Origin of the sequence: Planktotalea sp., from assembly GCF_965659345.1 — a bacterium.
GTDB lineage: Bacteria > Pseudomonadota > Alphaproteobacteria > Rhodobacterales > Rhodobacteraceae > Planktotalea.
This window is the reverse complement of sequence record NZ_CBFHVK010000006.1, coordinates 134,208-152,999: the sequence shown is the minus strand read 5'-3', so window position 1 is coordinate 152,999 and position 18,792 is coordinate 134,208. Positions and strand designations below refer to the sequence as shown.

At 54.1% G+C, this 18,792-nt stretch carries 25 protein-coding genes; 11 read left to right on the top strand and 14 right to left on the bottom strand.

The features are described from left to right. Positions 1 to 52: 52 nt before the first annotated feature. The 5 genes from ispH to ACTG3Z_RS06550 are packed head-to-tail and all read left to right on the top strand — an operon-like array spanning position 53 to position 3,119. Positions 53 to 1,003: a 4-hydroxy-3-methylbut-2-enyl diphosphate reductase gene (ispH, locus tag ACTG3Z_RS06570; RefSeq protein WP_439142047.1), complete on the top strand. Its 951-nt coding sequence runs from the start codon at positions 53 to 55 to the stop codon at positions 1,001 to 1,003. Continuing rightward, the gene (locus tag ACTG3Z_RS06565; RefSeq protein ID WP_439142045.1) at positions 1,000 to 1,449 is read left to right on the top strand and encodes a DUF3429 domain-containing protein; all 450 of its coding nucleotides are present in this window, start codon (positions 1,000 to 1,002) and stop codon (positions 1,447 to 1,449) included. The genes ispH and ACTG3Z_RS06565 overlap by 4 nt, the downstream gene beginning before the upstream one ends. Further along, entirely contained in the window at positions 1,446 to 2,039 is a 594-nt protein-coding gene (locus ACTG3Z_RS06560) for a class I SAM-dependent methyltransferase (RefSeq protein ID WP_439142044.1), read from the top strand. Before ACTG3Z_RS06565 ends, ACTG3Z_RS06560 begins: the two co-directional genes overlap by 4 nt. Position 2,040: 1 nt before the next feature. Continuing rightward, positions 2,041 to 2,499, top strand: coding sequence for a ribonuclease HI (gene rnhA / locus ACTG3Z_RS06555; RefSeq protein ID WP_439142042.1), 459 nt, complete (start codon positions 2,041 to 2,043; stop codon positions 2,497 to 2,499). After that, on the top strand, positions 2,496 to 3,119 hold the full coding sequence (locus ACTG3Z_RS06550) for a trimeric intracellular cation channel family protein (protein WP_439142040.1): 624 nt from the start codon (positions 2,496 to 2,498) through the stop codon (positions 3,117 to 3,119). The genes rnhA and ACTG3Z_RS06550 overlap by 4 nt, the downstream gene beginning before the upstream one ends. A 4-nt stretch (positions 3,120 to 3,123) precedes the next feature. On the opposite strand, the gene ACTG3Z_RS06545 is transcribed toward ACTG3Z_RS06550, so the two are convergent. The 5 genes from ACTG3Z_RS06545 to def (ACTG3Z_RS06525) are packed head-to-tail and all read right to left on the bottom strand — an operon-like array spanning position 3,124 to position 5,782. After that, positions 3,124 to 3,360 (bottom strand): hypothetical protein, encoded by a 237-nt coding sequence (locus tag ACTG3Z_RS06545; RefSeq protein ID WP_439142038.1) that lies wholly within the window; start codon positions 3,358 to 3,360, stop codon positions 3,124 to 3,126. 4 nt (positions 3,361 to 3,364) lie between these two features. Further along, positions 3,365 to 4,279 (bottom strand): methionyl-tRNA formyltransferase, encoded by a 915-nt coding sequence (gene fmt, locus ACTG3Z_RS06540; RefSeq protein WP_439142037.1) that lies wholly within the window; start codon positions 4,277 to 4,279, stop codon positions 3,365 to 3,367. After that, positions 4,276 to 4,767 (bottom strand): peptide deformylase, encoded by a 492-nt coding sequence (def, locus tag ACTG3Z_RS06535; RefSeq protein WP_439142036.1) that lies wholly within the window; start codon positions 4,765 to 4,767, stop codon positions 4,276 to 4,278. Before def (ACTG3Z_RS06535) ends, fmt begins: the two co-directional genes overlap by 4 nt. Continuing rightward, a complete protein-coding gene (def, locus tag ACTG3Z_RS06530; protein WP_439142035.1) occupies positions 4,764 to 5,267 on the bottom strand; it encodes a peptide deformylase in 504 nt (167 codons plus the stop codon). The genes def (ACTG3Z_RS06535) and def (ACTG3Z_RS06530) overlap by 4 nt, the downstream gene beginning before the upstream one ends. Further along, the gene (gene def / locus ACTG3Z_RS06525; RefSeq protein ID WP_439142034.1) at positions 5,264 to 5,782 is read right to left on the bottom strand and encodes a peptide deformylase; all 519 of its coding nucleotides are present in this window, start codon (positions 5,780 to 5,782) and stop codon (positions 5,264 to 5,266) included. The genes def (ACTG3Z_RS06530) and def (ACTG3Z_RS06525) overlap by 4 nt, the downstream gene beginning before the upstream one ends. A 97-nt stretch (positions 5,783 to 5,879) precedes the next feature. On the opposite strand from def (ACTG3Z_RS06525), the gene ACTG3Z_RS06520 reads away from it, so the two are divergent. Together ACTG3Z_RS06520 and rpiB are read left to right on the top strand one after the other, a co-directional pair. Then, positions 5,880 to 7,049: a MalY/PatB family protein gene (locus ACTG3Z_RS06520; protein WP_439142033.1), complete on the top strand. Its 1,170-nt coding sequence runs from the start codon at positions 5,880 to 5,882 to the stop codon at positions 7,047 to 7,049. 56 nt (positions 7,050 to 7,105) lie between these two features. Beyond that, the gene (rpiB, locus tag ACTG3Z_RS06515; protein ID WP_439142032.1) at positions 7,106 to 7,558 is read left to right on the top strand and encodes a ribose 5-phosphate isomerase B; all 453 of its coding nucleotides are present in this window, start codon (positions 7,106 to 7,108) and stop codon (positions 7,556 to 7,558) included. Here rpiB and cobM read toward each other — a convergent pair. The 8 genes from cobM to ACTG3Z_RS06475 form a co-directional block, all read right to left on the bottom strand. After that, complete coding sequence (cobM, locus tag ACTG3Z_RS06510) at positions 7,555 to 8,343, bottom strand: precorrin-4 C(11)-methyltransferase (protein ID WP_439142030.1); 789 nt, start codon at positions 8,341 to 8,343, stop codon at positions 7,555 to 7,557. The genes rpiB and cobM overlap by 4 nt on opposite strands. A 27-nt stretch (positions 8,344 to 8,370) precedes the next feature. Beyond that, positions 8,371 to 10,182 carry a precorrin-3B C(17)-methyltransferase gene (gene cobJ / locus ACTG3Z_RS06505; protein WP_439142029.1) on the bottom strand — a complete coding sequence of 604 codons (1,812 nt, stop codon included), beginning with the start codon at positions 10,180 to 10,182 and terminating at the stop codon, positions 8,371 to 8,373. Then, complete coding sequence (gene cobI, locus ACTG3Z_RS06500) at positions 10,173 to 10,874, bottom strand: precorrin-2 C(20)-methyltransferase (protein ID WP_439142028.1); 702 nt, start codon at positions 10,872 to 10,874, stop codon at positions 10,173 to 10,175. The genes cobJ and cobI overlap by 10 nt, the downstream gene beginning before the upstream one ends. Continuing rightward, positions 10,871 to 12,073, bottom strand: a complete 1,203-nt coding sequence (cbiE, locus tag ACTG3Z_RS06495) for a precorrin-6y C5,15-methyltransferase (decarboxylating) subunit CbiE (protein ID WP_439142027.1) — start codon at positions 12,071 to 12,073, stop codon at positions 10,871 to 10,873. The genes cobI and cbiE overlap by 4 nt, the downstream gene beginning before the upstream one ends. Positions 12,074 to 12,133: 60 nt before the next feature. Then, complete coding sequence (locus tag ACTG3Z_RS06490; protein WP_375265356.1) at positions 12,134 to 12,769, bottom strand: precorrin-8X methylmutase; 636 nt, start codon at positions 12,767 to 12,769, stop codon at positions 12,134 to 12,136. Then, complete coding sequence (locus tag ACTG3Z_RS06485) at positions 12,766 to 13,971, bottom strand: sirohydrochlorin chelatase (protein WP_439142025.1); 1,206 nt, start codon at positions 13,969 to 13,971, stop codon at positions 12,766 to 12,768. The genes ACTG3Z_RS06490 and ACTG3Z_RS06485 overlap by 4 nt, the downstream gene beginning before the upstream one ends. 4 nt (positions 13,972 to 13,975) lie before the next feature. Then, positions 13,976 to 14,197 (bottom strand): DUF6732 family protein, encoded by a 222-nt coding sequence (locus tag ACTG3Z_RS06480; protein WP_439142023.1) that lies wholly within the window; start codon positions 14,195 to 14,197, stop codon positions 13,976 to 13,978. A gap of 193 nt (positions 14,198 to 14,390) precedes the next feature. Continuing rightward, positions 14,391 to 14,909, bottom strand: a complete 519-nt coding sequence (locus ACTG3Z_RS06475; protein WP_439142022.1) for a GNAT family N-acetyltransferase — start codon at positions 14,907 to 14,909, stop codon at positions 14,391 to 14,393. A gap of 124 nt (positions 14,910 to 15,033) precedes the next feature. On the opposite strand from ACTG3Z_RS06475, the gene ACTG3Z_RS06470 reads away from it, so the two are divergent. Beyond that, a complete protein-coding gene (locus ACTG3Z_RS06470; protein WP_439142021.1) occupies positions 15,034 to 16,008 on the top strand; it encodes a glutathione S-transferase family protein in 975 nt (324 codons plus the stop codon). Here the strand turns inward: ACTG3Z_RS06470 and ACTG3Z_RS06465 are convergent. Then, positions 16,005 to 16,367 (bottom strand): response regulator, encoded by a 363-nt coding sequence (locus ACTG3Z_RS06465; RefSeq protein ID WP_375265352.1) that lies wholly within the window; start codon positions 16,365 to 16,367, stop codon positions 16,005 to 16,007. The genes ACTG3Z_RS06470 and ACTG3Z_RS06465 overlap by 4 nt on opposite strands. Before the next feature lie 183 nt (positions 16,368 to 16,550). On the opposite strand from ACTG3Z_RS06465, the gene ACTG3Z_RS06460 reads away from it, so the two are divergent. Genes ACTG3Z_RS06460 through cbiB form a run of 3 tightly spaced genes read left to right on the top strand, consistent with a single transcriptional unit; the run spans position 16,551 to position 18,780 of the window. After that, complete coding sequence (locus ACTG3Z_RS06460; protein ID WP_439142019.1) at positions 16,551 to 16,925, top strand: DUF1636 family protein; 375 nt, start codon at positions 16,551 to 16,553, stop codon at positions 16,923 to 16,925. Then, positions 16,922 to 17,869 carry a threonine-phosphate decarboxylase gene (locus ACTG3Z_RS06455; RefSeq protein WP_439142018.1) on the top strand — a complete coding sequence of 316 codons (948 nt, stop codon included), beginning with the start codon at positions 16,922 to 16,924 and terminating at the stop codon, positions 17,867 to 17,869. The genes ACTG3Z_RS06460 and ACTG3Z_RS06455 overlap by 4 nt, the downstream gene beginning before the upstream one ends. After that, positions 17,866 to 18,780, top strand: coding sequence for an adenosylcobinamide-phosphate synthase CbiB (gene cbiB / locus ACTG3Z_RS06450; RefSeq protein ID WP_439142016.1), 915 nt, complete (start codon positions 17,866 to 17,868; stop codon positions 18,778 to 18,780). The genes ACTG3Z_RS06455 and cbiB overlap by 4 nt, the downstream gene beginning before the upstream one ends. The last annotated feature ends 12 nt before the right edge of the window (positions 18,781 to 18,792 follow it).

Sequence of the window (18,792 nt, the reverse complement as noted above, 5' to 3'; positions counted from 1 at the left end):
ACGCTACCTCTTGAGAAACCAAAACGCTTTGCTTTTCTCGATGGAGTTTTAGATGACCGCTAAGCCGCTAACCCTGTATCTTGCTGCGCCGCGTGGGTTCTGCGCAGGCGTAGATCGCGCCATTAAAATTGTTGAAATGGCGCTGGAGAAATGGGGCGCACCGGTGTTTGTGCGCCACGAAATAGTACACAATAAATTCGTTGTTGATGCCCTGCGCGATAAGGGGGCTGTTTTTGTCGAAGAATTGGACGAATGCCCTGATGACCGTCCGGTCATTTTTTCGGCGCACGGTGTGCCAAAATCCGTCCCAGCCCATGCCGCAAAACGCGAAATGCTGTTTGTCGATGCCACCTGCCCTCTGGTAAGCAAAGTGCACATCGAAGCAGAACGCCATAGCGCGAACGGGCTTCAGCTTGTCATGATCGGCCATGAAGGTCACCCAGAGACCGTCGGCACAATGGGGCAACTCCCCGAGGGTGAAGTTCTGTTGGTTGAAGAAGCCAGCGATGTCGCGACACTTGAAGTACGCGACCCTGAAAAGCTTGCATTTGTTACGCAAACCACGCTCTCTGTAGATGACACTGCTGATGTCGTAGCCGCGCTACAAGAGCGTTTTCCAGCGATCCAAGGACCGCATAAGGAAGACATCTGCTACGCCACGACGAACCGCCAAGAGTCAGTCAAAGCAATGGCTGCGAAAACAAATGCAATGCTTGTCGTAGGCGCGCCAAATTCATCAAACTCAAAGCGTCTGGTTGAAGTCGGTGCGAAAGCGGGATGTAGCTATTCCCAACTTGTCCAGCGCGCGACAGATATTGATTGGCGCGCACTAGAAGGGATCGATAGCATCGGCATTACCGCCGGAGCCTCTGCGCCAGATGTTTTGATCACTGAAGTGATTGATGCCTTCAAAGCGAAATACGATGTCACTGTTGAAGTCGTTGAAACAGCGAAAGAAAACGTAGAATTCAAAGTCCCACGCGTTTTGCGTGAAGCATCATGATACCCCGCGCACCGCTTGTTTTAGGGTTGGCGGGCACGATCCCATTCATCTGGGGTGCAATCACAACCGCCCTGCCCGATTTCGCACTCGTGAGCGCGCAATTGATTGGTCCGCGTTTTGTCGGGCCATATGTGCAGCTCTTTTATGGCGCAGTCATCTTAGCATTCATGTCTGGCGTGCTTTGGGGGTTCGCGACAAAAGCGGACGGCAACCAAGCGGCCACTGGCTACGCGCTTTCTGTACTGCCTGCTCTTTGGGCGTTCTTCATGACAGGTGGCGGCCCAACAAGCGCGGGGATTTACCTGATCGCTGGCTTTGTAGGTCTACTCGCGCTCGATTGGATGTTCAGCAAATGGGGCCTCACGCCTGAATGGTGGATGCCATTACGTATACTGCTCAGCGGGATCGTCATCATATCTTTGCTTATCGGAGTACTTTTGGGATGAGTGATCAAGAAACTCTTGAAGTCTACAACGCCAAAGCGGGTGAATACGCAGAGCTGACGAGCAATGACGCATATGGCGCAGATTTCACAGCTTTTTTAAAAAACGTTGATGCAGGTGGTCGGATCCTCGATCTTGGTTGCGGCCCCGGGCACTTCGCCAAACTCATGGCACAAGCTGGATTTGAGGTTGATGCAACAGACGCCTCTGTCGAAATGGTCAAACTGGCAAGCGCGCATGATGGCGTGACCGCGCGGTGTAAGACGTTTGATCAACTGAACGCAACGGACCACTACGATGGCGTTTTCGCTAATTTCAGCCTTCTTCACGCCCGACGTGATGCGGTTGAAGGGCACATAGAACAAATCGTACGAGCACTTAAATCAGATGGCGTCTTTCATATCGCTATGAAAGCAGGAATTGGCGAAAAGCGGGATCGTATCGGGCGCAAATACTCCTATTTCAGCGCAGATGAGTTAGAAGACATGCTCACCCAAACGGGGCTAACGATAATCTATCGCAATCAAGGGACCGACAAAGGTATGGATGGGTCAATGGCCGATTGGGTGTCTTTGCAAGGTAGGAAACAATAACATGCCGAATTTGATAGCCTATACAGACGGCGCATGTAGCGGTAATCCCGGCCCTGGCGGTTGGGGCGTTCTGATGCGAGCGATGCAGGGGGACGAAATTCTCAAACAGCGCGAGCTTAGCGGCGGCGCTGAGCTTACGACAAACAATCAAATGGAATTGATGGCCGCTATTTCCGCGCTTGAAGTGCTGGAGCGCGCTTCTGAACTGACCATCGTGACCGATAGCACATACGTCAAAAACGGTGTGACGGGTTGGATCCTTGGTTGGAAGAAAAACGGCTGGAAAACCGCCGCAAAGAAACCAGTGAAGAACGTAGAACTCTGGCAGCGTTTAGATAAAGCACAAGCGCGCCACACTGTGAACTGGGAATGGGTCAAAGGACACGCAGGTCATCCTGAAAATGAACGCGCGGATGAATTGGCACGCGCTGGCATGGCCCCATTTAAGAAAAGCGGATGAGCCTACTTGCCTTGCTCGATTACAGCTCTGTTTTCATCTTTGCGCTGACGGGCGCATTGGTGGCGTCACGCGCGCAGCTCGATCTTGTTGGCTTTGCATTTCTTGCTGCCTTAACAGGGATCGGTGGCGGCACGGTGCGTGATGTTCTTTTGGATAGAAACCCGATTTTCTGGATTGAGCAGCCCGCTTACCTTGCGATCACAACGCTCGCCGCGCTCTTTGTTTTCTTCACCGCGCATCTGGTTGAAAGCCGCTATCAACTGTTGATTTGGCTCGATGCACTTGCCCTTGGGATCGCTGTGGCCGCTGGGGTCGGCGTTGCGTTAGCGCTTGATCAACCTGCGATTATTACGGTTCTGATGGGGATCGTTACCGGCTGCCTTGGCGGTCTGATGCGCGATGTGGTGTGTAACGAGGTCCCCTTGGTTCTGAAACAAGGGGAGCTTTACGTCAGCGCTGCCTTTATTGGGGCGTCCTCAGCGGTCTTGGTCAGCTCGATGGGTTTGCAAACGTTCGGTGTTTTATGCGCTGCGATCGCTGTCACTGTGATCTTGCGCGCTGGCTCATTAGCGTTTGGGTGGCGTCTGCCGATTTACAAACACGAACCGCCCAAGCGCTAAGCCGCTACTTTCGCCAATGCGTCGGCACAATGATGAGTGCGCCGATCGAAGCAAGAATGGCATCAACGCCCGGCGAGCCGAAACCAACCCGAAACATGATCGAAACGAAGTAAAATAGAAATGCGCCACCGATACAGATGATGATCGAGGGCAGATAGCCATTGTGAGTGAAGCCACTCTTTTCAGAGATATATCCAACAATCCCCGCGATCACGACCGTTCCGAAAAGTGCCAAAAACATCTGTTTATCCTTCCCCGAACTGGGTGCCTTTGGGCACAGGGGTGCCGCGCAAAAACTCTTGCGCATCTTGCGCGCCTTTACCAGCCTTTTGGGCGCGTGTGATCTGAACCGCACCCGTTGCGCAAGCGATTGTGAAAGTGTCATCAATCGCCTGACCGGCAGTCCCAGCCGCATCAACCTGTCTGCTCGCCAGAAGCTTAACTCGTGCGCTATCCAGCATGGTCCAAGCCCCCGGAGAGGGGGAAAGCCCCCGAATTAAACGATCAATTTCTTCGGCACCTTTAGCCCAATCCACCTGCGCTTCGGCCTTGTCGATCTTGCTTGCGTAAGTCACGCCATCCTCGGGCTGTGCATCCGGAACGAGTTGATCAAGCTGGCCCAAGGCATCACAGACAAGCCGCGCACCCAATGCGCTCAAGCGGTCATGCAACGCCCCTGTTGTTTCTTCGACGTCAATCTCAAGCGCGTCACGCAGCAGGACTGGCCCTGTGTCCAAACCCGCCTCCATTTGCATAATACAAACACCCGTTTGCGCATCACCCGCCATAATCGCGCGGTGGATCGGCGCCGCTCCGCGCCAGCGCGGCAGGAGTGATGCATGGATGTTCAAACAGCCGCGTTCTGGTGCGTCCAAGATCACCTGCGGTAGGATCAATCCATAGGCGACAACCACCGCAACATCTGCGTTCAAAGTTTCAAACGCTGCCTGCTCATCTGCATTTTTCAGAGAAACCGGATGTCGCACATCCAAACCCAACTCCAACGCGCGCGCGTGAACAGGCGTTGGCCGCTCTTTTTTCCCACGTCCTGCGGGGCGCGGAGGTTGGCAATAGACGGCTGCAATTTCGTGACCCGCCTCAATCAACGCGTTCAAGACCGGTACGGAAAAGTCCGGCGTGCCCATAAAGACAATTCTCATAGCTTGCGCGCCTTCTTTAACAGCATGTCACGCTTCATTCGGCTGAGGTGGTCGAAATACATTTTACCGTTCAAGTGATCAATCTGGTGCTGCACAGATGTTGCCCAAAGACCTACAAAGTCGCGACGATCCAAAATGCCCTTATCGTTAAGGAATTTCACCGTCACTGCGCGGGGCCGTTTGATAAGGGCTGACACACCCGGCAAGTTCGGACTAGCCTCATCATGTTCGCGCAACTCCAAAGACGCATGCAGGATTACAGGGTTCGCCATGCGAATAACTTTGCCACGCTCCTGCGAGGCATCCACAATCGCGAGACGCTGCATCACACCAATCTGCGGCGCGCCCATGCCAACACCGGGCATCGCTTCCATCGTATCAATCAAATCATCCCAAACCGCGCGCACTTCATCGGTGATTTCACTCACCTCACGCGCCGGGGTCCGCAAACGTTTATCAGGCCAAGGAATGCATTTGCGCACGCTCATGTTAATAGACTTTCATATTCGCGTTCCAAAGCGACGCGCGCATCCGTTTCTAGATGATCAAAGATCACACGACCCTCTAGATGATCCATCTCATGTTGGGCACAGATCGCTGCGAACCCCTCTAAACGCGCCGTCACCATAGCCCCGTTCAAATCAGTATAGCGCAGCTCGATTTCATTCGGTCGCGTCACATCTGCCGCAACTCCTTTGATAGACAAACACGCTTCTTCATTCGTGCTAGGCACATCACCCAACGGCAAAATACTGGGATTAATGCACACCAGAGGGCTCATCTCGCCCTCTTTCCAAGTGGCGTCCATGACAAACAACCGCTGCATCACACCAACTTGCGGCGCGGCCAATCCCCGCCCGGGCGCGTCATACATCGTCTCAAACATATCGCCGATCAGATTTTCTAATGCAGCATCCAGCGCCGCAACTGGTGTACAGACCTCGCGCAGGCGTGCATCCGGCCACATGACAATCGGCAGAACGCTCATCCGCGGGCCAATTCGCGTTTCAGCTTTTGCATCTTTCGGGTGATCATCTGGCGTTTCAGTGGTTTGAGGTAGTCGATAAACAACTTACCGTCCAAATGATCAATCTCGTGCTGCACACAAGTCGCCCAGAGCCCATCCATATCACGCTCTTGCAGATTGCCATCCAGATCGAGCCACTCCACACGCACCTCTTTCGGGCGTGTCACATCGGCATATTGATCCGGAATGGACAGACACCCTTCGTCATAGACGTTCGTCTCATCAGATGCAGCAATCACGCGTGGGTTCACCATGACCAAAGGTTCCGGCGCGGCCCCTTCTTCTTTGACGCAATCAAGCACGATCATGCGATCCAACACACCCACTTGCGGCGCAGCAAGGCCAATGCCGGGGGCCGTGTACATCGTTTCAAGCATATCATCCGCAAAGCTACGCAATTCGTCCGAAATATCGGGCACGGCAGCACAAACCTTTTTGAGGCGCGGGTCGGGGTGGATCAAAATCTTAAGCTTCATAAAGCAGCATTTAATCTAGCAGCGCACGCACGGCAACAGGCCTTGCAGATTTGGCTCAGTTCGGTAGCGTCCTAGTTAACCAATTAGGAGCAACCCCATGAGTTTCGACGAAATCATCGACCGTTTTGGCACACATTCTGTAAAATGGGATGCGATGGAGGCAATTTACGGCGTCCCTGCAAGCGATGGTATTTCGATGTGGGTGGCTGACATGGATTTTCGCCCGCCTAAATGCGTCTCCGATGCAGTCGCAAGAATGCACGAACATGGTGTTTATGGCTACTACGGCAATGATGCACCCTACCGTGACGCCATTTGTTGGTGGATGAAAACGCGCCATGGCTGGGACGTAGATCCTGCTGGTATCTTCACCACACATGGGCTCGTTAATGGTACAGCCATGTGCGTTGATGCTTTTACCAATCCGGGCGAAGGCGTTGTTTTGTTCACCCCCGTTTATCACGCGTTTGCAAAGATTATTCATGCAGCGGGCCGCGATGTTGTCGAATGCGAGATGAGCAATGTGAATGGCCGCTACGAGCTGGATTTCGACGCTTATGATGCTCAGATGACGGGCGAGGAAACGATGCTTGTTTTCTGCTCCCCGCATAACCCTTCGGGCCGCGTTTGGAGTAAAGGAGAGCTTCAAGCTGTCGCCGCATTTGCCAAACGCCACGAATTGATCCTCGTATCAGACGAGATCCATCATGATCTTGTGTTTGAAGGCAATACGCACATCCCGATGGCGAATATCGCAGGTATTGAAGATCGTCTTGTGATGATGACCGCCAGCACGAAGACCTTCAATATTGCTGGATCGCACTCTGGCAATGTCATCATCGCCGACCCTGATTTGCGCGCGCGCTTTGCTGCGCGGATGATGGCGATGGGGCTTAGCCCGAACTCCTTTGGCTTGTTTATGGCCGAAGCCGCATACAGCGCGGAGGGCGCGGCATGGGTTGATGATCTGGTTCAGTACCTTGATGGCAATCGCAAAGTCTTTGATGCAGGGGTGAATGCTATTCCGGGTTTGAAATCTATGGAGATGCAATCCACTTATCTCGCTTGGGTCGACTTCGAAGACACAGGTATGAGCCGCGAAGAATTCACCCAAAGGGTAGAGCAGAACGCGCGGATTGCGGCTAATCACGGACCAACCTTCGGCAAAGGCGGAGAGAGTTTTTTGCGCTTTAATTTCGCCACGCCACGCGCACGTGTCGTAGAGGCGGTAGAGCGCTTGCAAAAGGCATTTGGAGATTTGCAGTAGCACAGAATTGCGCTTATTGGCCACTTTAACCAGCCTCAAATTCGGATCGAAAACCTATGAGCACTCCTAAGAGCATCATCATCTCCAGTGATCACGCGGATATTAAATTGCGCCAAACCATTGCAGCACATGTGGAAGCACAAGGGCATACTGTGCTCGATATTGGTCCGACAACATCTGAGAGCACGCATTACCCCAAACATGGCCAAGCGGCCGCTGCACGTGTTGCATCGGGAGAATTTGAGCTTGGCATACTTTTGTGCGGAACAGGCCAAGGCATTATGATGGCAGCGAACAAAGTCGAAGGTATCCGTTGTGGTGTATGCTCGGACACATTTTCCGCCCGCATGATACGTCAACACAACGACGCAAACATGCTCTCAATGGGCGCGCGTGTGATTGGTGAGGGGATCGCCCTTGATATCGTTGACGCATTCTTAAGCGCCGACTTCGAGGGCGGTCGCCACGCAACACGCGTGGCTATGATCGAAGGCGAGAGCGCCGTTTAATCAATTGGTTCGTCCAACACGGCCCCTTCAACAGGTCGCAAAACATGCGGCATGCTTGGGTCATAAAGCGCTGAATCTTTGAAATCGCGGATGTTCCCAAGCACAGGTCCCACAAGCGTCAACGCCGTGCGCGTAATCTTCTCGGCGCGCACTTTTTTGTGGATATCTTTCAAAGTGCCACGAATGAACATCTCATCTGGCCAGCCGACACGGTAGGCCACGACGACAGGGCAGTCCTCGCCATAGTGCGGGCCCAAAACGCGTACGATTTCACGCAGGTTTCGCACACCCAGATGGATCGCAAGTGTTGCGCCCGTCGCTGCGAAGTTCTCTAGCGTTTCTTTCGGCGGCATCGATGTGCTTTTCATCGACACACGTGTAAGCACGATGGATTGCGCCACTTCCGGCACTGTCAATTCTTGCCCCAACGCCGCTGCGGCCGCAGCATACGCGGGAACGCCGGGAATAATCTGATAATCAATTCCGTCAGCACGCAAACGTCGAATTTGCTCTGCAATCGCACCGTACAAAGACGGATCACCCGAATGCACGCGCGCCACATCCTCGCCGCGCCCATGCGCCGCAACAATTTCACCATGCGTGTCATCAAGCGTCATAGCCGCCGTATCCATCACAATTGCACCATCCGGTGCACCGGCAACCACCTCTTCAGGGACCAAAGATCCCGCAAATAAACACACAGGACATTCCGCAATCAAACGCTGCGCTTTCAACGTTAGTAGCTCTGGATCACCCGGACCTGCACCAATAAAATAAACGGTCATTGCTTCATCTTTCCAAATAAACTCAGATTACGACGCTTGCTGACTAAGATCGCCGTCAATCTTGCGCGCATAGCCTCGTGGCGTGTACATTCGCGGACCGGTTCCAAGCTGGGCAAGCTTGGAATTGCTCGAGCCGATCAGGACCACTGTCAACATATCAACCTCATCCACTTCCAACTCGTCCAGTCGACGATACCGCACATTTTCTTCTGGCCGCCCCAAGGACGATGCCAACATGACGGGAGTGTCACTTGGGCGATGCTTCAGCAGAATTTCGCGCGCTTCCGCCAGCAAGGTTCTGCGCGTCTTCGAAACGGGATTGTAAAAGGCGATCACGAAATCGCCCTCTGCCGCAGCTTTCAAACGGCGCAAAATGTCGTCACGCGGCGTCAACAAATCTGAGAGCGAAATCGCACAGAAGTCATGCCCCAAAGGAGCCCCAGCGCGCGCAGCCGCACCCTGCAACGCAGAAACACCGGGCGAGCAAACAACCTCAACACGGCGCGCTGCATTGCTGACCCCCATCTCATCTGGTGCGCGATCCATCAATTCAAATACCAGCGCGCCCATCGCGTAAATTCCCGCATCTCCCGAGCACACCAATGCGACATTCTTGCCCTGCCCTGCTTGTTCTAACGCATAGCGACAGCGCGCTTCCTCGCCACCAAGTGGGAAGTCAGACCGCTCCTTGCCAATCGCCAATGGTCCAAGCAGATCGATGTAAAGTCCATACCCGACAAGTTCTTCAGCCTCTGCAACAAGACGCGAAACTTCGGGCGTACGCCAGCTCGCTTGGCCAGGACCAATCCCAACAATGGACAATGTTCCGCGCGCGCGGCCTTTCAGGTCTACCAGAGGCGCAACAGCCTCACCTAAAGCTACGGTCACATTCGCCGCCTTGCGTTTCGAGACGCGCAAAGAACCTTGTGTCCCGACCATCGCCAAAGCCGCCGCCTCGCTTACGCCGTGACACCCGACTTCTGCAAAAACCACCTCAGAAGGGTTCTCCAATCGCGGGGTCTCTTCCTCCAACTGTGCTGCCGTGAAAAGCCGTAAAGGCTTGCTAAGCCGCTTTGCAGTCTCGATCATCGCTGGCTCATCGCCTTTCAGATCAATGGAGGCCACAGCTGCAATCGCACCTGCCGCCACACCCGCCTCTGCCAAGACTTTCTCAACCTGTTCCCACATTTCATCGGGATCTGCATTTCGCGCACAGCCAAGGCCAAGCACGAAGTTTTGTGGATGATAGACAAGTTCCGCTTCAGATCCCTGCACAGGCGCATCTGTCACGTTCAAAACCACGCCAGCGTCACCATCTTGAAGATCAAATATATTCTGACCCTCAATGCGAAGGCCCGAACCACCGAGCATTGCGGCCATTGCGGATTTTGCGTCTTCTGGATTTGCCAAAGCATATCCCAAGGGTGGCTCATCCAATGCCACACCCATTGCAACATCACCAGCAGTCGTGACAGCAGCGACACCGCCCAGCGCTTCAGAAATTTCGCGCGCCAAGCGATTTGCGCCACGATGCCCACCAAGCAAGGGAACGACAACAGACCCATCATCGTTAACCGAAACAACCGGCGGTTCTGCGCGTTTGTCCGAAAGCAAAGGCGCGACACCGCGAATCAAGATCCCACTTGCACACACGCCCACAATAGGGACGCCTGCCGCGAAAAGATCTCTTGCATGATCAAGCGCGTTGGCAAAGAATGCGTCCGCCTGCGCAACGCGACCTTCGCGCCCGTGCACCTGAGCATCAATCGATTTGGCCACGCGGTGCGCAGTTTCTTCACCAGAGCGCGAGAGCGCCAAAACAACGGGTCTTATAGCCACGGATCGGCTCCTTTGGTCAGCAAAATCATCGAAAAATAGGGCGCTTTCACAGGTGCGTCAGCAAGGGGCAACACCACTTCTTCCGGCAGGCTCGCGCGTTCAACATATACCGCATGAGACGTAAGGCCGAGGTCTTCAATCACACCTCTGATTTTCGCGAGATGTCGTCCGACTTTCATAATAGCAACGCTTTCAGCACCTTCGATACGTGCACGCAATTCAGCTTCGGGCAACGGTCCGGGTAAAACGGTTAAGCGCTCGTTGCGCGCCGCCAAAGGCATCCCCGCGCGCGCGGCGCAGGTCGTAATCGAGGTGACACCTGGCACAACCTCAACCTCAAAACGCTCGGACAAGCGCGCAAATAGATACATGAAAGAGCCATAGAAAAATGGATCTCCCTCGCACAGACAAATTACATCATCACCAGATTCAAGCGCCAGCGCAATCGCTGCAGCACCTTTGTCATAAGCCGCTTGCGCAGGTGCGCGCTCCACGCTCATAGGCACGTCCATCACAATTTCACGCGCAGCACTTGGGATTACATCCGCCGCGATGGAGCGCGCGAAACTCGCCGCACCCGCAAGCGCTGGATAGGCCACAACACGCGCGCCTGAAATCAAGCGGTGCGCGCGAAGGGTCATCAATTCGGGATCGCCCGGCCCAAGGCCAACGCCATAAAGTTTACCGCTCATCGTTTGATCAAGCTCCATTGCGTTACGGGCATCAAAGGACGCCATCCCGTCAGCGCACCCACAGGTTCTGCGCGGTTCACCTGTAGCTTCACCAACTGTCCGCCATGTTTCTTGTGCAAGCCAATCAGCACAGCTTCGCTTTCTAACGTGACCGCATTTGCAACCAAACGCCCCAAAGGACGCAGTGCTGTCCAAGCGGCCTCAAACGTTTCAGCCGACAAACCGCCGCCAATAAAGACGGCATCCGGCGCGTCCAAACCGCTTAATGCTTCTGGCACTTTACCATCAATCAATTCCAGCTTCGGTGCACCCAACGCCAATGCGTTCGCCGCGGCCATCGCCCGTCTGTCTGCACGCGGCTCAATTCCGATTGCGCGCGCGTATCGTGCAGCGCGCATCCATTCCACCGCTACCGATCCGCAACCGGTGCCAATATCCCATAACAAAGCGCCGCGCATCGGCATGAGCTTGGCCAAAGTCGCTGCACGCACTTCCTGCTTCGTCATTGTGCCATCACTTTGAAAAAGATCATCCGACAGCCCCGGCACGCGCGGCAAGAGGGCGGCGTCAGGAGCCGCGATACACTCGACGGCCATCGTATTGAACGCCGGAACCTCATGCGCCCAATCGCACGCGATACCCTCAAAGCGTTGCTCATCCTTGCCACCCATCGCCGCAAGAACTGTCAGTTTACTTTGTCCAAACCCGCGATCACTTAGAAAACGCGCTATCTGCGCAGGTGTTTCTGCACCAGTCGTCAAGATAAGCAAGCGAATATCAGGCTGGATATAGGCGATCATTTGCTCCACAGGGCGACCATGCACTGTCAACGTTTCGACATCCGGCATTGACCAACCCATACGCGCTGCGGCCAACTGGAATGCGCTCAACTGTGGATGATAAATGATCTCGCTTGGATCAATCGCCCGCCCAATGCGTGCACCCACAGAAAACCACAAAGGATCACCCGTAGCCAAAACAACAACGCGCTTGCCGCGATAGCTTTCAAGCACATCGATCAAAGCATCAAAAGGGGATGGCCAAGCCACGCGCTTGGCTTGAACACTTTCGCTCAACCGGTGATGGCGGTCGCCACCAATGATGATCTGCGCCGCTTCCACAACAGCACGCGTTGCAGGGACAAGACCGTCCATGCCATCTTCACCAATTCCCACGATATGAAGCCAGGGTTCAGACATTGTCTTCCTCTCTCCAAAAATATCCCCGCCGGAGGCATTCAATTTTTATGGAAAAATTGCTCATCGCTCTTCAGGCAGTCCAGCCGCCAACGCATTCACTGCTGAAGACGCAATCGCAGACCCTCCACGACGACCGCGCAACGCGATAAATTCGCATCCTCTTGGGCGCGCGGCAAGTTCTGCTTTGCTTTCCGCAGCTCCTACAAAACCAACAGGGAATCCAAGAATAACCGCTGGTTTGGGTGCCCCTGCATCAATCATCTCCAGCAAATGAAATAGCGCCGTCGGTGCATTGCCAACAGCCACCACAGCTCCGTCTAAATGCGGCTCCCACAATTCAACTGCCGCGGCAGAGCGCGTATTGCCGATCGCTTTCGCGTGCTCTGGTGTGCGGGCGTCATTAAGGGTGACAATAACATCATTATTGTTTGGCAAATAACGGCGAATGATCCCCGCTCCAACCATTTCGCAATCACACAGCACGGGCGCGCCCGCTTTCAATGCACGGTGTCCCGCCAAATAGGCCCCTTGAGAATAGGCAATCCTGTCAGCAATCTCGACCATCCCGCAGGCATGGATCAAACGCACCGCAAGGCTTTGCATACCGCTGTCAAAGCGATCGAGGTTCGCCTCGTCTCTCACAGTTGCAAAGCTTTGGCGATAAATCGCAGCAGGATCTTTTTCGTAAGGTCTCACGAACCTTTCCGCGCGCTTTCTGGACCGTGCGGGTGCTTGGCATGCGGGTATTCAGCATGGTGGTGATGGTCATGGCCATGGTCATCCCCATCTTCGCCGTGATGGCGATGGTGATGCGCATGCTCTTCTTGCATTTTCAGTCGGCACATCCCAGTGCAGAATGTGTCGCACAATTTACAATCAGCAACGTTGGATCCCGGTGCCGAAGCGCCCTGCCCTTCGACATGGTGATGATGGCTTTCTTGAACTGCACCCACCTCGGCCTCAAATCCCAAGACCTGTGTACGGTATTTGCACATCACACAGGTAGGTGGTGGGACAGAGGCAAACGCCGGATGCTCACGATCCTCTGGTTTGATGTGGCGGTGCTCGCCATTGTCAAAAGCAAGAACCTGTTCACGAAACGCACAAATCCCGCAATTGGGGGGTGGTACAGCCCCCAACTGCTCGCTCACACGCTCGGCGAAAGTTTCCAAAACCTTTGGGTGATCCCCAAGATAACCAGCTTTGACAAACGTAATATCAGGATGCTGAGCAGCCACCTGATCCGTGAAACCATAGATACGATCGATCAAAATTCCGCTAAACAAAAAATACGGAAAGACGATGATCCGCTTATATCCAAGCTTGGTCGCGTGCTGTAGGCAAGGCTCAACTAAGGGGAACGTCACACCAGAATAGCCAACCTCAAGCCAGCCAAATCCCATGCCTTCTTGCAGCATACGCGCAATCTTGGCGACATTGCCATTGGCGTCAGGGTCGGATGCGCCGCGTCCAATCACAACCAAACATGTGTCCTGCAGCGCAACTTCCCCATGCTCAGCGTTAGCCGCGTCAACGGCGTCGCGGATGCGACCACCCGCGGCAGCGACCATTTTGGGGTCAACCCCAAGTTCGCGTCCGTAAGACACTTCAATACCGTGCTTTGCCGCATAGGTGTTCAGAACCGTTGGAATATCATTCTTGGAGTGCATCGCCGCAAACAGCATGCCCGGTACGGCCAAAATCTTGTCACACCCCGCTTCGCGCAGCTTGTCTAATCCGTCACGGATCACAGGGTTCGCAAACTCAAGATAGCCATATTCCATTTGCCAATCACTGGGCAAAAACGGCGGCAATTTCTCTGCCAGCGTAGAAAATTCATCCACTGCGGATTGGCTACGCGAACCATGGCCACAAATCATCACACCGATCTTGCTCATGCCCTCAAGCCTCCTGCAATTCTTCTTCGTGTTCAGCGTCATCATCAACGCTGTCACCGTCCTTTTTGCCCTTTGCCGCGGCCCATGCGCCCAGCGCTATCGCAGCGCCAATCGCAGCGGCACCAAGCCAATGCCCATGCCCGGCAACTTCCGCCAAATGACCCACATGTGCGAGCGCACCATCGGCCCAAAGCAAAGCGGTCAAAGTTGTTAGAGCGAGTTTCATCAGGCATCTCCATATCTCAGTAGCGCCGAAATGGGAGAGCTTGCGAGACAGTCACTCGCATTTACCACTGACGGGTCCGTTCCCTATTTGGGTCAACGTATGCGTCACACCTATCCGGCCCATTGGGCGTCGTTCATCGCGCTTATAGAACTGCACGCGCAGCCTTTCAAACGGATTCGCGCCTCAATAGGGCTTAGCTGCGACGTCGCTCAAACCAGCGCTCTGGCGTCGCAACACCATCGATCACCTCGTTGGTGTCATGCGTATGCTGAAATGGCGTGCGCGCAAGCAATGCGAGCGCCGCTTTGTTCTGCGCATGTGTTATCGCGATGATACGACGGATCTTTGTTTGCGAGAAAAGCCAGGCGCAAACCATCTCAACGGCTTCAAAGCCGATGCTCTTACCTTGCACATCGCGCGACAGTGTAATTCCCAGCTCTGCCTCATTCTCATCACCTGAGATATGAACGCCAATATCACCTACGAGCGTATCAGCCTCACGCAGGGCAATTCCTAACTGCGTCCATTGACCACCACTTAGCAAAGCCACGCTTTCCATGTGGTCCAAAAAATCTAAGGCTTCTGCTTCATTCATCGCATCCCAGCCTTGGAACTTTGCGACGTCAGCATCACTCCGATAGGCTACAAAAGGCACCACATCCTGTTTGGAAAGGCGTCGCAGTGTCAGGCGTTCTGTTTGTGCAAGCGCCATGAGACCCTCCTTTGTTCAATAGGTATCTGTGCAACATTGCACGACCTCTGCGCGCGCTTCGAGCTTTGTGCGAAAAGCTAAGTGAACTACATGCGGTACAACACAACGCAAAAGGACGACGCAAATGGGTTTGCTCATTGACGGAGAATGGCACGATCAGTGGTATGATACAAAGGCATCAGGTGGTGCATTTGTACGTTCCACCGCGAAATTTCGCAATTGGATCACCAAAGACGGCAGCGCGGGCCCTTCGGGTGACGGCGGTTTTCCTGCGGAATTTGGTCGCTATCATCTCTATGTCAGCCATGCGTGCCCCTGGGCGCACCGCACACTGATCTTTCGCGCACTCAAAGGGCTGAAAGAGCATATTTCTGTCTCTGTTGTGCATCCTGATATGCTCTCCGATGGATGGACCTTTGAAACAGATGCGCACGGTGCAACAGGCGATACGCTATACGGATTGCCGTTTGCGCGGGATATTTACACCAAGGCTGATCCGAAGATTTCAGGTCGCGTCACTGTGCCAATCCTTTGGGATAAACAGCGCGAAACCGTTGTTTCAAACGAATCTTCCGAAATCATACGCATGTTCAACTCTGCTTTTGATGAGCTGACAGGCAACACGGATGATTACTGGCCCGAAGAGATGCGAGACAACATCGAAGAGATCAACGCGCGCATTTACGACACGATCAACAACGGTGTTTACAAATCCGGTTTCGCGACCACGCAAGACGCCTATGACGATGCGGTTGGACCTTTGTTTGATAGTCTCGAGTGGGTGGAGCACATCTTGAGCGAAAATCGCTACCTCATGGGCGCGCGCTTGACGGAAGCGGATTGGCGATTGTTCACCACCCTCGTGCGCTTTGATCCAGTGTATCATTTACACTTCAAGTGTAATCGCAAACGGATCATCGATTACCCTAATTTATGGGCTCATACGCGCGAACTGTATCAGATCAAAGGCGTCGCAGAGACGGTGAATATGCAGCACATCGTACGCCACTATCATTATTCACATGACACGATTAACCCTAACCGGATTATCCCGACAAACCCTGAGCTTGATTTCCTAGAGCCACATGGGCGCGGTTAATCGCCACTCGCGTAATGCTGAACCATCGTCGCCAGATCTTCTGGCGGCGTTGCACTTTGTACAAATGCACAGGCGTTTGAACTAAGCTGAAAAATCGAACCGTCCGAAAAGAACGACGTGTTGGTCACAAAGATGATACGCGCATCTGGTCTGCGGTAACTGGCATAGTCTGCAATCGCCAATGCCTGTCCATCTGCCAAAATCAAATCCAGAATAATCATGTCAAAGTCTTGCGCGCTTAGGGCCCCGAAAGCTTGCGTTTGGTTGCCAGCAAGGATGACCTGCATCCCGCGTCGCTCCAAGCACGCTTTCCAGAGTCCCCCAAGATCGGGCTGACTTTCAACTATTAACACGTCCATTCTGATGCACCGTTTCGTAAAGGTTCGGTTAACTCAGGTGTCGCTCTCAAGACTTAACATTGCGTTAACAGCTGTGCGCGCTCAACAAATTATTCATAAATTCGTTTAGAAAACCTTGCAGAATGGGCGTGTTTCCGCTTGAACCAGCGCGCAAGGCCCTCAGACCATAAAGGCGTATCTGTGATGACCACTTGGATTACCGTTTGCGACACCTGCAAACACGATGATTGGAATGCGGAAACGCAGCCTCAGACCGACGGCGAGTTGCTCGCAGAAGCAGTTGAGAAAGCTGCAAATGGAGCTGATGGTGTCAAAACGCGCCGTGTGTCCTGCTTGATGGGATGCTCACATAGCTGCAATATCGCAATCCAAGCACCCGGCAAACTCGCCTATACGCTCGGTAAATTCGACAGCTCTGAAGACGCGGCAATGGGTATCGTCGAGTATGCCAGCAAACACGCCGCATCAGACACAGGCCAAGTTCCATTTCGCGAATGGCCAAAGGCAATCAAGGGGCACTTTATCACACGCCACCCCCCTCTTCCTGATAGCGAATGAACGACACACCGCGCGATCACGGTGGTGGGCTCGATGCCGCTGCGATGCACTATGGCGGCGCACGCAGCGATTGGATCGACCTCTCGACAGGGATAAACCCTGTGCCCTACGCGGTGGGCGAGTTTACGCAAAACGATTGGAGCGCACTTCCCGATGCGGCGGCGTTTGACGCTTTAATAATCGCCGCGCGAAGCTTTTGGAATGTTGCCGAGGGCGCCGCGATTTTGCCTGCACCGGGTGCATCTGCGTTGATCGCGCGCGTCCCAGCACTTAGCCCTTGCGCACGCGTCGGTATTCCCAAGCCTACTTACAACGAGCATGCAGCCGCGTTTGTCGCTCAAGGTTGGCAGATTTCTGACGATGCACCAAGCGCACGCGTGCTCGTGCATCCGAACAATCCCGACGGACGTTTGTGGCGCGCAACTGACGCTGATTCACCACTAACCATCATCGACGAAAGCTTTTGTGATATTGCGCCGGAAGCCAGCCTGATTCACCTTGCAGAGCGTGAGGGCACCATAATTCTAAAGAGTTTCGGAAAATTTTGGGGCCTCGCGGGGTTACGTCTGGGTTTTGCAATCGGCGATCCCAAGCTCATCGCGCGCCTTGGTGATTTCATTGGCCCTTGGGCTGTGAGCGGACCTGCTTTGCGCACTGGGGCGCGGGCCTTGAACGATACAACCTGGGCAGAGCACACCCGTGCGCGCCTTGGTGCAGACGCGACACGACTTGACGCTTTGATGCGCGCGCATGGTGCAAATGTCGTCGGCGGGACCTCCTTGTTCCGCCTTTATGACGTGGGCGACGCTGCCGCCTGGCAAGACAAACTCGCAAAGTCTCATATTTGGTCGCGCGTTTTTCCTTACTCTGACAATTGGCTCCGTCTCGGACTGCCCGCGCCTGATCAATGGTTGCGATTAAGCACGGCACTTTCTGCACCATGAGCACCGCTGGCGTTCTCTTGCTTGCGCTTATCCTAGATGCAGCACTGGGCGAGCCACGCTGGCTTTGGTCTCGCTTACCGCATCCGGCGGTACTGATGGGCAACTTGATCGGTTGGTGCGACAAGACATTCAACACTGGCGACTTGCTACGCATTAAAGGAACACTTGTGATGCTCTCGCTGGGTGTCTTGTCATTGTTGCTTGGCGCGATCTTATCGGCCTTTGGTTGGGCAGTTGAAATGATCATCGCTGCAATGCTCCTCGCACAGAAATCACTTGTTGAGCATGTAGGCGCAGTCGCGAAAGCCTTGCGACACTCCACTGACGCGGGGCGTGCATCAGTGGCAATGATTGTCGGACGTGATACCGCTGAGATGGACGAACCAGCCATCGCGCGCAGCGCCATTGAAAGCGCCGCAGAGAACCTCTCTGACGGGGTCATCGCTCCAGCATTTTGGTTCTTGATTGGCGGGCTTCCCCTTCTTCTTCTGTATAAAATAACAAATACCGCCGACAGTATGATCGGCTATCGCACCCCACGGCATGAAGCCTTTGGCTGGGCGGCTGCGCGCTTTGACGATCTGTTAAACTTGATCCCCGCCCGATTAAGCGCAATTTTGATTGCACTGCCTTTTGGGCTTTTGGGCAAGCTGGCGGACATCCGTAAAGAAGCGCGCAAGCATCGCTCGCCCAATGCAGGCTGGCCTGAAGCGGCTATGGCACGCGCGCTGGGTGTCGCAGTTTCTGGCCCACGCAGCTACGAAGGTGCGCTTCGTGATTTTCCGTTCGTCAATGAAAGCGGCCGCAAAAGCCTAAGCGCCAATGACATTGAAGCCGCGTGCCGTGCGCTCTGGGTCACATGGGGTGTTTTTGCAGCTTTGGTGTTTGCGCTCTGGCTTGTCGGTTTCTAAGCTACGGTCAAT